Genomic DNA, 16,836 nt, shown 5'->3' with positions numbered 1-16,836 from the left:
GCGTGGTGCCGGATCTCGATCAGGGCATGGTAGGTGAGCAGGGCACCGACCACCCGATCGTCCACGTCGCCGCTTCGTGGTCGGAGCAGCGTCGTCCAGCGGCGGGGCACGAGCCGAAGGGCCATCGTCCGGTGTCCCCTCTCTGGTGGGCGCCGAGGCGGCTCGTCCGTCTATGCTGGCCGCCGGAGTGTTGATTGTCGGCGATGGAGGGGGATCCGGTGGAGACGGCGGGCACGGACGACCAACTGGCCATGCTGGACACCAGCGTCGCGCACTCCGCGCGGCTGTGGAACTACCTGCTCGGTGGCAAGGACAACTTCGCCGCGGATCGGGAGGCGGCGCAGCAGGTGCTCGCGTTCCTGCCCGAGCTCGTGCAGTCCGCCCGGTTCAACCGTGAGTTCCTCGGTCGTGCCGTCCGCCTCCTGGCCGGCGAGGCCGGCGTCCGGCAGTTCCTGGACATCGGCACCGGTCTGCCCACCGCCGACAACACCCACCAGGTCGCGCAGGCCACGGCGCCCGACGCGCGCATCGTCTACGTCGACAACGACCCGATGGTGCTCGTCCACGCCCGGGCCCTGCTCACCAGCAGCCCGGAGGGTGCCACCGACTACATCGACGCCGACGTGCGCGATCCGGCCGCGATCCTCGACGCCGCCGCCCGCACCCTCGACTTCGACCGTCCCGTCGCCGTCATGCTGCTAGGCATCCTCAACTTCGTCACCGACGACGACCAGGCCCGCGAGATCGTCGCCACCTTGACCAAGGCGGTGCCGGCCGGCAGCTACCTGGTGATCTCGCACCCCACCCGCGAGGTCAGCCCCGAGGCGGTCGACCGCGCGGTCGCGATGTGGAACGACGGCGGCGCGGCCCCGATGACCGTGCGCGACCCGGCCGAGATCGCCCGCTTCTTCGCAGGCGGCTGGGAGCTGGTCGAGCCAGGCCTCGTCACCTGCTCGCAATGGCGCCCGGACGGCAACGACACCACCCCGGCCTCCGAGTACGCCGCCGTCGCCCGCAAGATCAACTGAGGTCCCGCCACGGCGAGGTCAGATCCGCGCAACCGGCGGCGGCCAGCGCCCGCGCCACCGCCGCCGGGTCATAGGCCGTGAGCGTGCCCGCGCGCGCCGACGCCAACCGCGCGTCCAGATCATCAGCGCCGCCCTTGCGCGCCCTGACCGCCAACGCCGCAGACAGCACCGCGTCGGCGTCGGCCAGCGGCACCACCGTCACCCCGTCGGCGTCGCCCACCACGATGTCGCCGGGCACGACCGCCACCCCGCCGCACGCCGTCGGGGCCAGCACCTCGCCCCGCCCGCTCGGGTCGGAGCCCGACCGCGGCGTCACCGCCACCGCGTAGACCGGCAGATCGAGCGCGCGTAGCTCGTCGACGTCGCGGACCGCGCCGTCGATCACGACGCCGGCGATGCCGTGCGCCACGATGTCGATCGCGACGTTGCCGCCCAACACCGCGCGTGACCGAACCCCGCCCGCGTTGACGACGATCACGTCGCCCGGCCGGGACGCCGCGATCGCCTTGCGGATCATCATGCCGTTGCCGGGAGAGACCGTGACGGTCAGCGCCGGCCCGGCGAACGCCCGCATCGGGCGGTAGACCGGCGCGACGTCCGCACTCATCGCGCCGAGCCCGTGCATCGCGTCCGCCACGTTGGACGACTCCATGCCGAAGTATGCCTTGACCTGGGCCGCGGTGGGCATGGCGCCGCGGCCGAAGACTCGAAAGCCGACGGACATGATGACGATGCTGCGCCCACCGAGATCTTCTTGACAAGAGTCTGACACGAACTTAGTTTCACCTCGTGACATCGATACCGCATCCAGTGCGACGGACGGGGCCCGACGAAGAGCCCGAGCCGTCGGCCGCTGCCGGTCCGCGCACCGTCCAGCGGACGATCGCGGTGCTGTCCGCGTTCACCCATCGGGAGCCGGTCCTCACGCTCAGCGAGCTCGCCGAGCGATGTGGACTCGACCCGACCACCACGCTGCGTTACACGCGTGCGCTCGTCGACGCCCGCCTCCTCGAGCGGCGGGCCGACATGAGCTTCACGCTCGGTGCCAAGGTCGTCGAGCTGTCGGGGGTCTACATCTCCCAGCTCGACGTGCGCGACTACGCGCTGCCCACGATGAAGCGGATCCGCGACGAGCTCGACGAGACCGTCCTGCTCAGCGTCCGATCGGGCAACTACCGGGTCGTCATCGAGCAGGTCGAGGGGTTCAAGGAGTTCCGCCGCACCGGTGGGATCGGGCAGCACATCCCGCTCCACCTCGGCGGTCCGAGCCTCGTGCTGCTCGCGTCGCGCCCCGACAAGGAGATCGAAGGTTACGCGGACTGGCTGGCGACCGATCCGCCCAACACCGAGCCCCGACCGACCCGTGCCGAGCTCGCGGAGACCATCGCGACCGTGCGCGCGCAGGGTTTCGCCGAAACGCTCAACCAGCGCTTCATCGGCGGAGCGGGCGTCGCCGCGCCCATCATCGACCGCAACGGCGAGACCATCGCCGCGCTCAACGTGGCGGCCCTGCTGCCCGTCTGGCCGCGCATCGGCCTGACGGCACGCAAGCTGGTCGTCGACGGCGCCGCGGAGATCTCGAAAGCCCTGGGATACATCGCCACACAGGAGTGACCGTGGCAGAGGACCAGCTCGCCGGCTTCGTACACAGTGCGCTGAAGACGGTCCGCCTGTCGTTGGAGGCCGAGCACGCCGACATCCGGTTCGTCCGGCTCGACGGCGGCGTCGCCGAACTCCGGCTCGTCTTCTCCCCGGAGACGTGTGCCGACTGCGTCATGCCCAAGGACCACCTCGAAACCGTGCTGCTTTCCGTTCTGCGCGAAAAGCTTCCCCGAGTCAGGCAAGTGCGGCTCGACGATCCACGGGAGCGGACGCGCGACCCGAAGTGAAGAAGAGACCATGCCCCTCCTGCACCATCAGGACCTCCTGCGCCTGGCGCACGACATCTACGTCGCCGCCGGTGCGCCCGAGAGTCACGCCCAGACGGTCGCCCGCCATCAGGTCGGCGCCAACCTCGCCGGTCACGACTCGCACGGCCTCCAGCTCCTGCCGTCCTATGTAGAACGCATCGACCGGGGTCACATCGTGCCGGCGGCGACGCCGGTCGTGATCCGGGAGACGCCGGCCTCCACGTTCGTCGACGGCCGGTGGGGCTTCGGCCCGGTGGTGTCGGAGTGGACCACCCGCAAGACGATCGAGAAGGCCCGGGCCAGCGGGGTCGCGGTCGCGAGCATCCGCGACCAGAGCCACGTCGGCCGCCTCGCCGGCTACCCGTCCATGGCGGCGCGCGAGGGGCTCGTCGCGATCATGATGTGCGACTCCGGGCAGGGCCCGAAGCAGGTCGCCCCGTTCGGCGGCCGCGAGCCGCGCCTCGGCACCAACCCGATCTGCATCGCGCTGCCCAGCGACCTGCCCGGCACGGTCTGCCTCGACATGGCGACCAGCGCCGCCGCGCTCGCCAAGCTCAAGGTCGCCCGGGCGCGCAACGAGCCGATCCCGTCGGGCTGGCTGCTCGACAAGGAGGGCTACCCGAGCACCGACCCCAACGACTTCTTCGCGGGCGGCGTGCTCCTCCCGGTCGGCGGCAACGAGGGCCACAAGGGCTACGGCCTCTCGGTGATGGTCGAGACGATGGCGGCCCTGCTGCCCGGCCTCGGCTTCGGGATCGACCCGCTCGGCCGCCACAACGACGGCCTGTTCCTCGTCGTCGTGGACCCGTCGATCTTCCGCCCCCTCGACGAGTTCAAGGCCGAGATCGAGGAGTTCATGACCTATCTCAAGGAGACACCGCTCGCCGCGGGCTTCGACGAGATCCTCTACCCCGGCGAGCTCGAACACCGCACCGAGGTGCGCCGTGCCGCCGAGGGGATCCCGGTCGAGGACGCCACCTGGGGCGAGCTCGCCACCGTCGCCAAGCGGTTCGACGTCGACCTGCCACAGGAGCGCTAGGTATGGCCACGCTGGAGTTCCTGAACCCGGTCGCCGAGACCGAGTTCCACCACGTCCCGCCGGCCGCCCGCGCCGGCACCGGGCTCGACGGCCGGACCGTCGGCCTCTTCTGGAACATGAAGCCCGGCGGCGACGTCGCGCTGCGCGTCGTCCGGGAGAAGCTCGCGGCGCGCTTCCCCGGTGCCGCCTTCCGCGACTACGTCGGTTCGGTCGGCTCGTCCGTGCGGCTCGCCACGCCCGAGGACCAGGACCGGATGGCAGCCGAGTGTGACGTCGTGATCGGCACGACCGGTGACTGCGGCGGCTGCACCTCCTGGCTGATCCACAGCATGGTCGGGCTGGAGGAGCGGGGCGTCGCCACCGCCAGCATCGTCGCGCGTCACTTCCTCGACGACGCGCAGCGGTCGGCCTCCGTGCTCGGGCTCGCCGGACTGCCGATGGTCGTCATCGACCACACCCTCAACAACGCGACCGAGGCCGACATCCGCGGCATGCTCGAGCCGGCCGTCCCCGGGTTCGTCACCGCGCTCACCGAGCCGGTGGTCGAGGACGCGCGGCCCGCCGTCGCGCCCGCCGAAACCGAGACGCTCGACGGCGACGACCTGCTCGACTGCGCCGCCGGCTACAACGCGCTGCTGGTCGAACGCGGCTGGAGCGACGGGCTGCCGCTGGTGCCGGCGACTCCGGCGAGCGTCGCGCGGATGCTCGCCGGCACCAAGCTGGCCCCCGGCACGGTCGTCGCCAAGGCGCTCTACCCGGGCCTCGGCGTCGCGACCGTGGAGAAGATCGCCGTCAACGGCGTCATGGCCGGCTGCCGGCCCGAACACATGCCCGTGCTGATCGCGCTCGTCCGCGCCTACGAAGGGCTCGGCATCCTCGGCAAGACCCAGGCGATCTCCACCGGCCCCAACGCCCCGATGGTGCTGCTCAGCGGCCCGGTCGTCGAACGCCTGGGCCTCAACTTCGGCACCTGCGGCGCCGGGCCGGGCTCGCCGAGCCACGTCAACACCGTGATCGGTCGGGCGCTGCGACTGATCCTGATGAACATCGGTCAGGCGTACCCGAACGTCCTCGACATGGACACCATCGGCAGCCCCAACAAATACAGCTTCTGCCTGGCCGAGAACGCCGGTGCCAACCCCTTCGAACCCTGGAACCAGTCCAAGGGGTACGCGCAGGGCGACAGCACCCTGTCGATCGCCTGTGTCTACCCGGGTCCCGACATCTACGACATCACCGCGACGCGGCCCGAGGAACTGCTCGACACGCTCATCTCGATGACCGGCAGCTACAACGGCACGGCGAGCGCCGGACGCTGGCTCTTCGGCGGCCGGGGCGACCCGACGACGGGCCAGAAGTACCGCGAACACCATGTGCTGCTGCTCGCGCCCGTGCACGCCGCCCTCGTCGCGAGCCACGGCTGGTCGCTCGACGACGTGCGGCAGTACCTCCACCGCGGCAGTCGCATCCCGTTCCGCCGGCTGGGCCTCAACATCGTCAAGCCGCAGGAGGCCGCGCTGGCCGCCGCCAAGCCGGAGCTGAGCTGGCTGCTCGACCAGCCCGACACGCTCGTCAGCATCGCCGAGCGCCCCGAGTGCTTCGAGGTGTTCGTCACCGGCGGCGACGGCGGGCGCAGCCAGTTCTACTACGGCGGCAGCGAGATCTCGACCGTACGGATCGAGGAGTTCTGATGGACGCCGTGACCGAGGCCGGCGCGCCGCCGGCGGCACCGCCCGCGACGGGCCGGGCGCGGCTGGTCCACCAGGCCACCGCCGTCGTCTTCGTCGCGGCCGCCGTCTACGTGGCCGCCACCGCACCGGGCCTCGGCCTGTACGACGGCCGCGGTCCCGGCGCCGGCCTGTTCCCCTTCGTCGTCGCGATCGGCTGGGCCGTCCTGTCGGCCGTCTGGTTCGTCCAGATCACCACCGGCCGCAGCGCCGGCACCGAGGGCAGGTTCTTCGACTCGCTCGACGGCGCGCGGCGGGTTGCCCTGCTCGCGGGCGGCATCATCCTGCTCGCCGTCGCCCTGCCGATCCTCGGCTTCCAGCTCGCCACCTTCGTCTTCGTCGCCCTCTTCCTCGGCGTCTACGGCCGCCACCACTGGGTCGTCACCGCCGCGGTCGCGCTCGGCGCGAGCTTCGGCCTTTTCACCGCGTTCACCCGGCTGCTCGACGTCTCGCTGCCGGTGTCGAGCATCCCGTTCCTCGTCGACCTGGGCTTGTAGGGCGGCGACATGGACGCGTTCACCAACCTCGTCGACGGTTTCGGGACGGCGCTGACCCCCGAGAACCTCATGTACGCGCTCATCGGCGCCGCCGTCGGCACCCTCGTCGGCGTGCTGCCGGGGCTCGGACCGACAGCGGCGATGGCGATCCTCATCCCGCTGACGTTCCACCTGCCACCGGTCGGCGCGATCATCATGCTCGCGGCGATCTTCTACGGCTCCCAGTACGGCGGCACGATCACCACGATCCTGCTCAACATCCCGGGCGAGGCGTCGTCGGCCGTCACGGTCCTGGACGGCCACGCGATGGCCCGACAGGGCAAGGCGGGTGCGGCGTTGAGCGTCGCCGCGGTCGGATCCTTCATCGGGGGTACGGTCGCCTGCATCGTCCTGGTGACGGTCGCCGCACCGGTCGCCACGCTCGCGCTCAACTTCGGTCCGCCCGAATATGTGGCGCTGGTCATCCTCGGCCTGTCGCTGATCCTGGTGTTCGCGGGAAAGTCGATCGTCAAGGCGCTCATCATGGGCGCGGTCGGCATGCTGATCGCCACCGTCGGGCTCGACCCGATCTCCGGCGCGGCCCGGTTCACGTTCGGCATCCCGCAGTTCTTCGACGGGCTCGACGTCGTGCCCGTGCTGATGGGTCTCTTCGGGATCAGCGAGATCCTGATCAACATGGAGGCCCGGCTCACCAAGGTCTCCCAGGAGAAGGTCAGCTCGCTCGTACCCTCCAAAGTGGAGGCGCGGCAGGCGTCCGGCGCCATCGCCCGCGGCACCGGCGTCGGTTTCGTCCTCGGCATGTTCCCGGGCGTCAACGCGACGATCGCGGCGTTCACGTCCTACATCGTCGAGAAGCGTGTCTCGAAGACGCCCGAGCGATTCGGCAAGGGCGCGATCGAGGGTGTCGCCGGGCCGGAGACGGCCAACAACGCGCACGCCAACGCGGCGCTCATCCCCATGTTCACGCTCGGCATCCCGGGCTCACCGGGTGTCGCGGTGCTGATGACGGCGTTCATCGTCAACGGGCTCAACCCGGGCCCGGAACTGTTCACCCAGCACCCCGAAGTCGTCTGGCCGATCATCGCCAGCATGTATATCGGCAACGTCATGTTGCTCGTACTCAACCTGCCCCTGATCGGGCTCTGGGTGCAGATCCTGAAGATCCCGTACTCCATCCTGATCGGGGTCATCCTGGTGTTCACGCTCGTGGGCGCCTACAGCATCGACAACTCCATGTTCAACGTATGGGTCATGATCGCTTTCGGGCTCCTCGGCTATCTCTTCAAGAAGCTCGACCTGCCGATCGCCCCGCTCGTGTTGACGTTGATCCTCGGTCCGATCCTCGAGGACGCCATCCGCCAGTCGATGGCCATCTTCGACGGCGACGTCACCGGCTTCTTCAAGCACCCCATCGCACTCACGATCTTCGCCATCACGGCGGTCGTCATCGTCTTCACCGCCCGCCGGTCGGTTCCCCGGTCGGAGGGCGACGCCGAGGCGTGAGCGCGAACCCCATCCCCCGAAAGCCATGCACAGCAAGGAGTTCTCGAAGATGAGACGCATCCCTTCCAAGCTGTTAGGTGTCACCCTGGTGCTCGGCCTCGCCCTGGCCGGCTGTGCGGAGAAGCCGGCCGCGTCCGGCGGCGACGCCAGCGCCGGCCCGAAGACGAACTTCCCCGAGCCGGGCAAGGTCGTCACGATGATCGTCCCGTACGGCGTCGGCGGCGGCACCGACATCGGCGCGCGGCTGCTCGCCAACGACATGAGCAAGCTGCTCGACACCACGATCAACGTGGAGAACAAGGTCGGCGCGTCGGGCCAGATCGGGCTCACCGAACTGGTCTCGTCGAAGCCCGACGGCTACACGATCGCGTGGGCCAACGCGCCGATCACCAGCCCGATCTACCTCGACCCGTCGCGCAAGGCGGCGTTCAAGTCGGAGGACCTGGTGCCGCTCGGCAACTACGTCTTCGACCCGGCGCTGCTCGTCGTGCCCAAGGACTCGCCGTACCAGTCGCTGAAGGATCTGATCGACGCGGCCAAGGCGCAGCCGGGGAAGATCGCGATCTCGGCCAGCGCCGTGCTCGCACCCGGTGACATGGTGATCCGGGCACTGGAGGCGGCGGCCGGCGTCAAGTTCAGCACGGTCTACTTCGAGACCGCCGGCCAGCAGCGCTCGGCCCTCCTGGGCGGGCAGGTGGCGGTCGAGTCCGGCTCGATCTCCGAGGCCGCCGGCGCCCTGCAGAGCGGCCAGGTCCGGGGCCTGACGCTGTTCGACGGCACCGAGTCGAAGTTCGCGCCGGGCGTGCCGACGGCCAAGTCCGAGGGGTACGACGTCGAGTGGGGCTCGTCGCGCATCCTCGTCGTGCCGAAGGGCACGCCGCAGGACGTCATCGACGTCTGGACCAAGGCGATCAAGGACGCCTCGGACCAGGAGGCCGCCCGCGGCGACTTCGACAAGGCGTTCCTGACCCAGCGCTACATGGACCCGGCGGCGACGGCCGCCTACGTCAAGACGATCGACCAGCAGGTACAGGTCTTCCTGGACCAGGTCGCCAAGGGTTGACCGGCGGGGGTGCGCGGCGCGACCCGCCGCGCACCCTCCGAGGTGAAAGGAGGCACGGTGGCGGAGGACTGGGTGCTCTGCATGGGCATACCGGACCCGGACGCGCGCCGGGCGGTCGAGAACGGGGACCTTCCACTGGTCCACTACGAAGACCTTGCAGCGGAGGAGCGGGCGGGCGTGCTCGCCACGGCACCGGCGATCCTGCTGTGGTCGGCCAAGCTGACGGCCGACATGCTGGAAACCGCCAAGGCGTTGCGGATCGTGCAGCGGATCGGTGAAGGCACCGACAAGATGGACCTCGACGCCGCCCGCTCGCTGGGTGTTCTGGTCGCCCGGACCACCGGCATCAACGCCACGTCGAGCGCCGAGCTCACGGTGTTGCTGATGCTGGCGGCGCTGCGCCGGCTGCCGGCGGCACACGCGTCCATGGTGGACGGCCGGTGGGAGAAGTGGTCGGTCCGGGAGGGCACCCACGAGCTGCGCGGCAAACAGGTCGGGATCATCGGCCTCGGCAAGATCGGCCAGCTCGTCGCCGCCCGGGTCCGCGCGTTCGAGGCGACCGTGGTCTACCACAGCCGCCACCGGCTGCCCGCCGACGCCGAACGGGGCGCCCGCCACGTCCCGCTCGACGAGCTCCTCGCCACCTCGGACCTCGTGAGCGTGCACGTGCCGCTGACCGCGGCGACCACCGGGCTGCTCGGCGCGCGCGAGCTGGGCCTGATGAAGCGCAGCGCGATCCTCGTCAACACCGCGCGCGGCGGGATCGTCGACGAGCCCGCGCTCGCCGCCGCCCTCGGCGCACGCCGCATCGCCGCGGCCGGGCTCGACGCGTTCCAGGACGAGCCCCCCGCCGCCGACCACCCGTTCCGCTCGCTGCCCAACGTCGTGCTCACGCCACACATCGGCGGGGTGACCGACGACTCCCGCGCCCTGATGGTCCGACGCGCGTTCGCGAACATCCGCACCGCGCTGGCCGGCGGCGACCTCGACCCGATCGACGTGGTGGTGGCGCCGTGACCCACCGCATCGAGGCCCTCCACCGGATCGTCACGGCCGGCGCGATCGCGGTCGACCGGGCCGGCACCGGCCTCCCGTCGGGCGCGACCGTCGCGGTCGTGCCACCGCACGCGGTCGCCCCCACTCGGGCCCAGCACCCCGACGTGCTGCTCGGCGTCGAGGGCCCGCCCGGTGACGCCGACTTCGTCGTGGGACCCTTCGACGCCAACATCGCCCGCGAGTGCGACGACCGCCGGATCGCCTACGTGCCCTATGACGACGCCGATGCCGACCTGGTGCTGCTCACCGTGCCGCGGCCGACCCGGTCGCGGTTCATCGGGCTCGGGACGCCAGACGAGATCGGCGACTGGCTGGCCGCCGGCGCCGACGGCGTCGCCGTCGCGGCACCGGCCGGTGCGGCCGACACCTGGTTCACCGACGCGTTGTGGCAGGTGCGCAGGATCAACGGCTGGCCGCTGTACGGGGCCGTCGAGCACGTCGGCCTCTACGCGCGGCCCGGGGTGAGCGACGCCGAGATCGCACAGTGGTACGCCGACACGTTCGACTACCCGGTCACCGTGGGCCGCACGCTCTACGCGGGTCGCGACGTCTTCGGCCGCATCGAGGTGCTCAAGGCGCCGGTCGGGGAGCCGTGTCACGTCGGCGTGCGGGTCTGGGACTTCGACGCCGCCGTCGCCGACCTCGGCGAGCGCGGACGGGAGCTCCAGGAGCCGGTGACGTTTCCCGCGTCGCGGCTCGCCTACCTGAAGGACCGTGACCCCGCCGGCAACCTCGTCCACATCATCTGGAGACCGTGATGAGCCACGACGTGTACGTCTGCGGCACACCGTACGAGAAGGCACTGCGATCCGGGGAGATGTCCGTCCTCGACCTCGGCCCGATCGCCGCGAAGGTCGGCGCGGCGGGCGTGGAGTACCGGACGGTCTACTGGCAGGACGTCGAGACGGAGCTTCCGGCCGTCGTCGACCAGGCCGCCGCCCTCGGGCTGTGCGTCACGTACGCGAGCTTCGCGACCCTCTACGGCGGCGACGAGGACACGGAGGCGGGGCTGCTCCGCGACATCGCGCACGCCCGCGCGCTCGGCTCGCCGCTGCTGCGGGTCTTCCGCGGCGCGGGAGACGACGACACGGTGGCGCGGGCGGTGCTCGCCGCGGCGGAGGCCGCCGGTGTCACGCTCGCGCTGGAGAACTTCGTCAAAGCACCGGGCAACCGGCTCGCCGAGGTCATCGGGACGGTGCGTGCGCTCGACTCGCCGGCCCTGGGCGTCAACGTCGACGTGGGCAACTACGTGAAGAACGGGCAGGACCCCGTCGCGGCCGCCGCCGCCCTGGCCCCGTGGACCGTCTACTGCCACTTCAAAGACGTCCGGATGGGCGACGACGGGCCGGTCGCCACCTATCCCGGCAACGGCTTCGTCGACCTGCCGGCGGTGCTGGCGGCGCTCGACCCCGACGTGCCGTTCGGCTTCGAGTACCCGGGCGAGGGCGACCCGGAGTCCGCGATCCGGGCGGGGCTGGAGTACGTGCGCCGCCATGAGTGACCTGCTGCTCCGGGACGGGCGGGCGGTCGACGGGAGCGGCCGCCTCGACGTCGCCGTCTCCGCTGGGCGGATCACCGCGGTCGGTCCGTCGCTCGCGGCGCAGGGCGGTGCGCGGGTCGTGGACCTCGGCGGCCGGCTCGTCTCGCCCGGGCTGTTCGACCTGCACTCCCACGTCTACTGGGGCGCGACCACGCTCGGCGCCTGGCCCGACGAGGTCTGCCTGGGCAGCGGGGTGACGGCGACGGCCGACGGCGGCAGCGCCGGCCCCGACACGTTCGCCGGGTTCGCGCGGTTCATCGCGGGCACCGCCCGTACGCGCGTGTTCGGCTTCGTGAACCTCTCCCGGCTCGGCATGACCGGCTTCCAGGGCGCCGGAGAGCTGGTCAACCCTTCCTACGCCGACCCGGCCGGCGTCGCCGCCGTCTTGCGCGACTTCCCCGACGTGGCCGTCGGGGTCAAGCTGCGCGCGTCGGCCGACGTGGTCGGTGGCTCGTGCCTGACCGTGCTGCGCGCCGCCGTCGACGCGGCCGGCTCGCACCCGGTGATGGTGCACATCGGAGGGTCCGTCGACCCGATCGACACGATCCTGGCGCTGCTGCGGCGGGGCGACATCGTCACGCATTTCCAGACGCCCAAGGCCAACGGGCTGCTCGACCCGGCCGGCAAGGTCCACCCGGCGGCCCGCGACGCCCGCGAGCGGGGTGTCCTGTTCGACTGTGGACACGGCAAGACCCACTGGAGCGCCGACGTGGCCCGCGGCCTGCTCGACCAGGGCTTCCCGCCCGACGTGATCAGCACCGACCTCAGCGCGACGTCGTTCGCCGCGCTGCGCCCCGGTCTCGTGACCGTGCTCGACAAGTGGCGCGCGCTCGGGCTGCCGCTCGCCGACGTGTTCCGGATGGCGACGTCGGCACCGGCGGCGGCGGTCGGCAAGGACGACGAGATCGGGCGGCTGCGCGTGGGCGCGGCCGCCGACGTGGCGGTGTTCGACGACGACGCCGGGGAGCGACTCGTGCCCTGGCTGACGCTGCGGGCCGGCGAGGTGGCGTGGACCGCCGAGAGGAAAGGGGAGTGACCGACGTGTCCGGACTGACCAGAGACCAGATCAAACAGTTCCGCGACCAGGGCTACCTGGTGGTGGAGGACGTCATCGACGTGGAGCGGTACCTCGACCCGCTGGTGGCCGAGTACGCCGAACGGCTCGACGAGATCGTGGCGGGGCTCGCGGGGCCTGCAGCCTACGCGGGCCTGCCGTTCGGCAGCAAGCTGACGCGGCTCTACGCCGACACCGGGCGCAGCTGGGCGCAGCACTTCGACTTCTCGCTGCCGTTCAAGGGCGTCAAGCCCGACGAGCCCTGCCACTTCGGGCCGGCGGTCTTCGCGATGCTGAGCAACGAGCGGATCCTCGACGTGGTCGAGTCGCTGATCGGGCCCGAGATCTACTCCAACCCGGTGCAGCACGTGCGGCTCAAGCCGCCGCAGCACCTGGTGCCGTCGGACCCGCGGATCGGCAAGGGTCTGCTCGGAGCCACCGAGTGGCACCAGGACGCGTCGGTCGTGGTCGAGGAGGCCGACGACACCGAGATCCTGACCGTCTGGATCCCGCTGGTCGACGTCGACGAGCGCAACGGCTGTCTGTGCGTCGTGCCCCGCAACCACAAGCGCGGCCTGCTCCAGCACTGCATCGACGCGCTGCGCGGCAAGTACCTGCCGACGGCCAAGTTCGACGCCGACCGGGCGAAGCCGCTGCCGATGCGCCGGGGCAGCATCCTCGTCATGGACAAGATGACGCCGCACTCGTCGTTGGAGAACCACAGCGACGACGTGCGGGTCAGCATGGACCTGCGGTTCAACCCGATCGGCCAGCCGACGGGCCGCCCTGAGTTCCCGGGCTTCGTCGCGCGCAGCCGCCGCGACCCGGCGACCCAGCTCCGCGACCCGGTCGCGTGGAAAGAGAGCTGGCTCGACACCCGGGCACGGATGTCGGCCCACCCGGAGCTGGTGCCGGCGTTCACGCGCTGGCGCGAGGACGCGCCCGGATGCGCGTGATCGCGTTCATCGGCCTGGGGACGATGGGCGCCCCGATGGCCGCGAACCTCGTCAAAGCCGGCTTCGACGTCGTCGGATACAACCGCAGCCGGCCCGCGGTCGAGAACCTCGTCGCGGCCGGCGGCCGGGCCGCGTCCTCGGTCGCCGAGGCGGTCGCGTCGGCCGAGGTCGCCGTGACGATGCTGCCCGACTCGCCGGACGTGGAGGCGGTGGCACTCGGCCCCGACGGCCTCCTGGCCCACCTGCCGGCCGGTGCGCTCTATGTCGACATGAGCTCGATCAACCCGGCGGTCGCGGTCGCGTTGGCCGCGGCAGGGGCCCAGCGCGACGTCGAGGTGCTGGACGCACCGGTGAGCGGCGGCGAGCCGGGCGCCCGGTCGGCCTCACTGTCCATCATGGTGGGTGGCACCGCCGAAGCGTTCGCCCGCGCCGAGCCGCTGTTCGCCGCCCTCGGCACGACGATCGTCCACGTGGGTCCGGCGGGCGCCGGCCAGACGGTGAAGGCGGCCAACCAACTCCTGGTCGGCGGCCACCTGGCTCTCCTGGCGGAGGCGATCCTGCTGCTGGAGGCGGCGGGCGTGGCCCCGGAGGGCGCGCTGCGGGTGCTGGCGGGCGGCCTCGCCGGCAGCACGGTCCTCGACCGCAAGTCCGGCGCGATGCTGGCACGGTCGTTCGCGCCGAGCTTCCGCGCCGACCTGCACGCCAAGGACCTGCGCATCGTCGCCGACCTGGCCCGGCGGTCGTCGCTGGTGCTGCCCACGGTCTCGACGGCCGCCCAGCTGATGAATGCCGTCGTCGCCCGGGGCAACGGCGACCTCGACCACGCGGCGGTGCTCACGGTCGTCGAACTTCTCTCCGGCCGCGAACCGACCCCCTGACCGCATGGCACGCCCCGGGGTTCCGGGGCGTGCCATGGTCGGGGTCGGCTACGCGGCCGGCACCAGCGACGACTCCATCGTCTGGAGCAGGTTGAGCGGGATCGCGTCACCCATCGCCTGGTAACCCGCGTCGCTCGGGTGCAGGCTGTCGCCGCTGTCGTAGGCGGCCAGCATCCGGCGCGGGTTCGCCGGGTCGCGGACCGCGGCGTCGAAGTCCACGACGCCGTCGAACTCGTGGCTGGTGCGGATCCACTCGTTGACCGCCAGCCGGTGCTCCTCCCGCACGTCGGGTGCGTTGCCGAACGGGGTGAGCGTGCCGCCGTAGATCCGGACCCCTTGCGTGTGTGCCCGCACGATCACCTGGCGCAGCGCGGCGATGACGTCCGCGGCGGTGGCTCCGCCGCTGATGTCGTTGATGCCGAGCAGCACGATGATGTCGGTGACGTCGGCCCGCACCAGCACGTCCTGGTCCATCCGCGCCAGCGCGCTCGGGTTCGTGGCACCGCCACCGACCCAGACGCGGTTGCCGCTGATGCCGACGTTGGCCACCCCCAACTGCCGGGAGGTCGGCAGCGCGGCGAGCCGGGCCGCCAGCACGTCCGGCCACCGCCGGTTGGTGTTGGCCGTCGAGCGGAGCCCCTCGGTGATCGAGTCGCCGAAGGCGACGACGGTGCCGGTGTGCCTGCGGACGCTCGCGTCGATCGCCGAGAGGAAGTTCCACTGGAGCCGGGTCGAGGCCACCGGGAAGGCTTCCGCACCCACGTGGTTGCCGGGCGCCGAGACGTAGGTCGTCTGCAGCGCGCCGTTCCGGACGGTCAGCGGGGACGTGCCCGCCGACGTGTCACCGGGCAGGTGGATGTCGACGGCGAGGTCGGCGAGCGCGCCGACCTCGAGGTCGACCCAGTCGCTGAGCACGTCGGCGCCGGCCGGGATGGTGAACGACGGGTTGCCGCTGAAGGTCAGCGCCCGGCCCGTGCCCGCCACGATCTTCTCGTCGGCCGCCCGCAGAGCGACCTGCGCCGCCTCGACGACCAGCGGTGCCGTGCCCCACCGATTCGACAGCCGGACGCGTACGCGGTCGGTGCCGACGCTGACGTGGGCGACCTGCCGCAGCGTCTGGTTGTTGACGCGGTTGGTGGCGGACGGGTTCGCCGACACCATCGGCGCTCCCCAGGTGGCCACGGGAGCCGCGTCGGCGCGGTAGTCCCGCTTGAACAGCCCGAGGTCGATCGCGTTCGCCATCGCCAGGTAGCCCGCGCTGTTCGGGTGCAGGCTGTCGCCGCTGTCGTACGCGGCCAGCATGCGCCGCGGGTTCGCCGGGTCGCGGACGGCGGCGTCGAAGTCGATCACGGCGTCGTACTCGCCGCTGGTCCTGATCCAGGTGTTGAGCGCCTGCCGTTCCGCCTCGCGGGCGTCTGGCGCGTTGCCGTAGGGGGTCAGCGTCCCGCCGTAGATCATCAGCCCGCGGTCGTGTGCGCGCTTGATGAGCTGCCGGTGCCCCTCGATGATGCGCGCGGCCGTGTTGCCGCCGCTGATGTCGTTGATCCCTTCGAGCACGATGACCTGGCGCGCGCCCGACGCCACCAGCGCGTCGCGGTCGAACCGGGCCAGCGCGTTCTCTCCGGTGCCGCCGATGAGCACCCGGTTGCCGCCGATGCCCAGGTTGACCACGCCGGTGGGCTGCAGAGACGGTTTGTCGGCCAGCCGCTGGGCGAGGTAGTCCGGCCAGCGTCCGTTGGCGTCCACCGTGGACGCCGAGCCGTCGGTGATCGAGTCGCCGAAAGCGACGACCGTGCCACCGGCGTCTGCGTGCATCGTGACGTCGACACCGGTCAGGAAATACCACATGGTACGCGTCGCGACGGTCGGAAATTCGGCGGCGCCGATCTGGTTGCCGTCCGCGAGATAGGCGAGAGTCTGACCCGCCGGCCGCGCATTGTGGAGCGTTATCGGCGAGGTCGAGGCGAGCGTGTCCGACGCGATGTAGACGTCGATGGCGAGATCGGCGAAATCGGGCACCGGGAATGGCAGCCAGTCGCTGTAGAGTTCGCCGAAGGCCGGGATCGAGAACGCCGTCCGGCCGCTGAAGGTGAGCTGCCCGCCGGATCCCTCGGCGATGCGCGCGCCCGTGTCGCGGCGCGCGACATGGGCCGCCTGCACCACGAGGGGTGCGGTTCCGTACCGGTTGGAGAGCTTGACCCTGACCTGCTCACCGCCCGTGCTGATGTGGACGATCTGCCGGAGGGTCTGGTTGTTGACGCGGTTGGCTTCGGCGGGGGCGGCCGAGACCGGGGCGGTCGCCCACGTGCCGATTGCCGGCTTTCCGGCCGGAACGGTGCCGGCCGTCAGTTCTTCGGCGGACGCGGTGCCCTGCACCGCGCTGAGCGCCGCCAGAGTTGTCGCGACCAATGCCGCGAACCATTGCCGTCTCGAAAGGTGTCGGGTGACAGGCGTCATTACGCTCCTCCATTGTTCGCGTGTCCGAACAGGATGGATGGCAAAAGGGGAATGCGGTGGGAATCGATCGCCGGAGCGGAGCGACCGACGGCTGGCGCGCCTTTGTAGGCCCAACCTAGAAAGGCTCC

16 protein-coding genes are annotated in these 16,836 nt (G+C 71.3%); 14 read left to right on the top strand and 2 right to left on the bottom strand.

The annotated features are described in order from the left end of the window. Positions 1–203: 203 nt before the first annotated feature. Positions 204–1,028, top strand: coding sequence for an SAM-dependent methyltransferase (locus Air01nite_RS08140; RefSeq protein WP_203701345.1), 825 nt, complete (start codon positions 204–206; stop codon positions 1,026–1,028). Here Air01nite_RS08140 and Air01nite_RS08135 read toward each other — a convergent pair. Then, positions 1,021–1,752 (bottom strand): RraA family protein, encoded by a 732-nt coding sequence (locus Air01nite_RS08135; protein WP_203701344.1) that lies wholly within the window; start codon positions 1,750–1,752, stop codon positions 1,021–1,023. The two genes, Air01nite_RS08140 and Air01nite_RS08135, sit on opposite strands and share 8 nt — an antisense overlap. An 86-nt stretch (positions 1,753–1,838) precedes the next feature. Here Air01nite_RS08135 and Air01nite_RS08130 point away from each other — a divergent pair, with 86 nt between their 5' ends. Genes Air01nite_RS08130 through Air01nite_RS08070 form a run of 13 tightly spaced genes read left to right on the top strand, consistent with a single transcriptional unit; the run spans position 1,839 to position 14,251 of the window. Further along, entirely contained in the window at positions 1,839–2,642 is an 804-nt protein-coding gene (locus Air01nite_RS08130) for an IclR family transcriptional regulator (RefSeq protein ID WP_203701343.1), read from the top strand. A 2-nt stretch (positions 2,643–2,644) separates the two neighbouring features. Further along, positions 2,645–2,917: a NifU family protein gene (locus Air01nite_RS08125; RefSeq protein WP_203701342.1), complete on the top strand. Its 273-nt coding sequence runs from the start codon at positions 2,645–2,647 to the stop codon at positions 2,915–2,917. A gap of 10 nt (positions 2,918–2,927) precedes the next feature. Beyond that, a complete protein-coding gene (locus tag Air01nite_RS08120) occupies positions 2,928–3,977 on the top strand; it encodes an Ldh family oxidoreductase (protein WP_203701341.1) in 1,050 nt (349 codons plus the stop codon). A 2-nt stretch (positions 3,978–3,979) separates the two neighbouring features. Next, positions 3,980–5,668, top strand: coding sequence for a UGSC family (seleno)protein (locus tag Air01nite_RS08115; protein ID WP_203701340.1), 1,689 nt, complete (start codon positions 3,980–3,982; stop codon positions 5,666–5,668). Beyond that, positions 5,668–6,201: a tripartite tricarboxylate transporter TctB family protein gene (locus Air01nite_RS08110; RefSeq protein ID WP_203701339.1), complete on the top strand. Its 534-nt coding sequence runs from the start codon at positions 5,668–5,670 to the stop codon at positions 6,199–6,201. Before Air01nite_RS08115 ends, Air01nite_RS08110 begins: the two co-directional genes overlap by 1 nt. 9 nt (positions 6,202–6,210) lie before the next feature. After that, entirely contained in the window at positions 6,211–7,704 is a 1,494-nt protein-coding gene (locus tag Air01nite_RS08105) for a tripartite tricarboxylate transporter permease (protein WP_203701338.1), read from the top strand. Between the two features lie 49 nt (positions 7,705–7,753). Beyond that, positions 7,754–8,767: a tripartite tricarboxylate transporter substrate binding protein gene (locus Air01nite_RS08100; RefSeq protein WP_203701337.1), complete on the top strand. Its 1,014-nt coding sequence runs from the start codon at positions 7,754–7,756 to the stop codon at positions 8,765–8,767. 57 nt (positions 8,768–8,824) lie between these two features. Continuing rightward, complete coding sequence (locus tag Air01nite_RS08095; protein ID WP_203701336.1) at positions 8,825–9,784, top strand: 2-hydroxyacid dehydrogenase; 960 nt, start codon at positions 8,825–8,827, stop codon at positions 9,782–9,784. Then, positions 9,781–10,581: a VOC family protein gene (locus Air01nite_RS08090; protein WP_203701335.1), complete on the top strand. Its 801-nt coding sequence runs from the start codon at positions 9,781–9,783 to the stop codon at positions 10,579–10,581. Before Air01nite_RS08095 ends, Air01nite_RS08090 begins: the two co-directional genes overlap by 4 nt. Then, positions 10,581–11,324, top strand: a complete 744-nt coding sequence (locus tag Air01nite_RS08085; RefSeq protein WP_203701334.1) for a sugar phosphate isomerase/epimerase family protein — start codon at positions 10,581–10,583, stop codon at positions 11,322–11,324. Before Air01nite_RS08090 ends, Air01nite_RS08085 begins: the two co-directional genes overlap by 1 nt. After that, positions 11,317–12,399, top strand: a complete 1,083-nt coding sequence (locus Air01nite_RS08080) for an amidohydrolase family protein (RefSeq protein WP_203701333.1) — start codon at positions 11,317–11,319, stop codon at positions 12,397–12,399. Before Air01nite_RS08085 ends, Air01nite_RS08080 begins: the two co-directional genes overlap by 8 nt. Beyond that, complete coding sequence (locus Air01nite_RS08075; RefSeq protein WP_203701332.1) at positions 12,396–13,373, top strand: phytanoyl-CoA dioxygenase family protein; 978 nt, start codon at positions 12,396–12,398, stop codon at positions 13,371–13,373. Before Air01nite_RS08080 ends, Air01nite_RS08075 begins: the two co-directional genes overlap by 4 nt. Continuing rightward, positions 13,364–14,251 (top strand): NAD(P)-dependent oxidoreductase, encoded by an 888-nt coding sequence (locus Air01nite_RS08070; protein ID WP_203701331.1) that lies wholly within the window; start codon positions 13,364–13,366, stop codon positions 14,249–14,251. Before Air01nite_RS08075 ends, Air01nite_RS08070 begins: the two co-directional genes overlap by 10 nt. 48 nt (positions 14,252–14,299) lie before the next feature. Here the strand turns inward: Air01nite_RS08070 and Air01nite_RS08065 are convergent, their stop codons facing one another. Beyond that, entirely contained in the window at positions 14,300–16,660 is a 2,361-nt protein-coding gene (locus Air01nite_RS08065) for an SGNH/GDSL hydrolase family protein (RefSeq protein ID WP_203701330.1), read from the bottom strand. Positions 16,661–16,836 lie beyond the last annotated feature (176 nt).

The organism is Asanoa iriomotensis (assembly GCF_016862515.1).
GTDB classification, from domain to species: Bacteria; Actinomycetota; Actinomycetes; order Mycobacteriales; family Micromonosporaceae; genus Asanoa; species Asanoa iriomotensis.
The sequence above is the reverse complement of the archived record's forward strand: the minus strand, read 5'-3'. Positions and strand labels throughout refer to the sequence as shown.

Bases quoted from the DNA above. Each gene is read 5' to 3' on its own strand.
- Air01nite_RS08080 (WP_203701333.1), top strand. From the start codon at position 11,317: ATGAGTGACCTGCTGCTCCGGGACGGGCGGGCGGTCGACGGGAGCGGC.
- Air01nite_RS08070 (WP_203701331.1), top strand. From the start codon at position 13,364: ATGCGCGTGATCGCGTTCATCGGCCTGGGGACGATGGGCGCCCCGATG.
- Air01nite_RS08140 (WP_203701345.1), top strand. From the start codon at position 204: ATGGAGGGGGATCCGGTGGAGACGGCGGGCACGGACGACCAACTGGCC.
- Air01nite_RS08135 (WP_203701344.1), bottom strand. From the start codon at position 1,752: ATGTCCGTCGGCTTTCGAGTCTTCGGCCGCGGCGCCATGCCCACCGCG.
- Air01nite_RS08110 (WP_203701339.1), top strand. From the start codon at position 5,668: ATGGACGCCGTGACCGAGGCCGGCGCGCCGCCGGCGGCACCGCCCGCG.
- Air01nite_RS08115 (WP_203701340.1), top strand. From the start codon at position 3,980: ATGGCCACGCTGGAGTTCCTGAACCCGGTCGCCGAGACCGAGTTCCAC.
- Air01nite_RS08100 (WP_203701337.1), top strand. From the start codon at position 7,754: ATGAGACGCATCCCTTCCAAGCTGTTAGGTGTCACCCTGGTGCTCGGC.
- Air01nite_RS08120 (WP_203701341.1), top strand. From the start codon at position 2,928: ATGCCCCTCCTGCACCATCAGGACCTCCTGCGCCTGGCGCACGACATC.
- Air01nite_RS08105 (WP_203701338.1), top strand. From the start codon at position 6,211: ATGGACGCGTTCACCAACCTCGTCGACGGTTTCGGGACGGCGCTGACC.
- Air01nite_RS08085 (WP_203701334.1), top strand. From the start codon at position 10,581: ATGAGCCACGACGTGTACGTCTGCGGCACACCGTACGAGAAGGCACTG.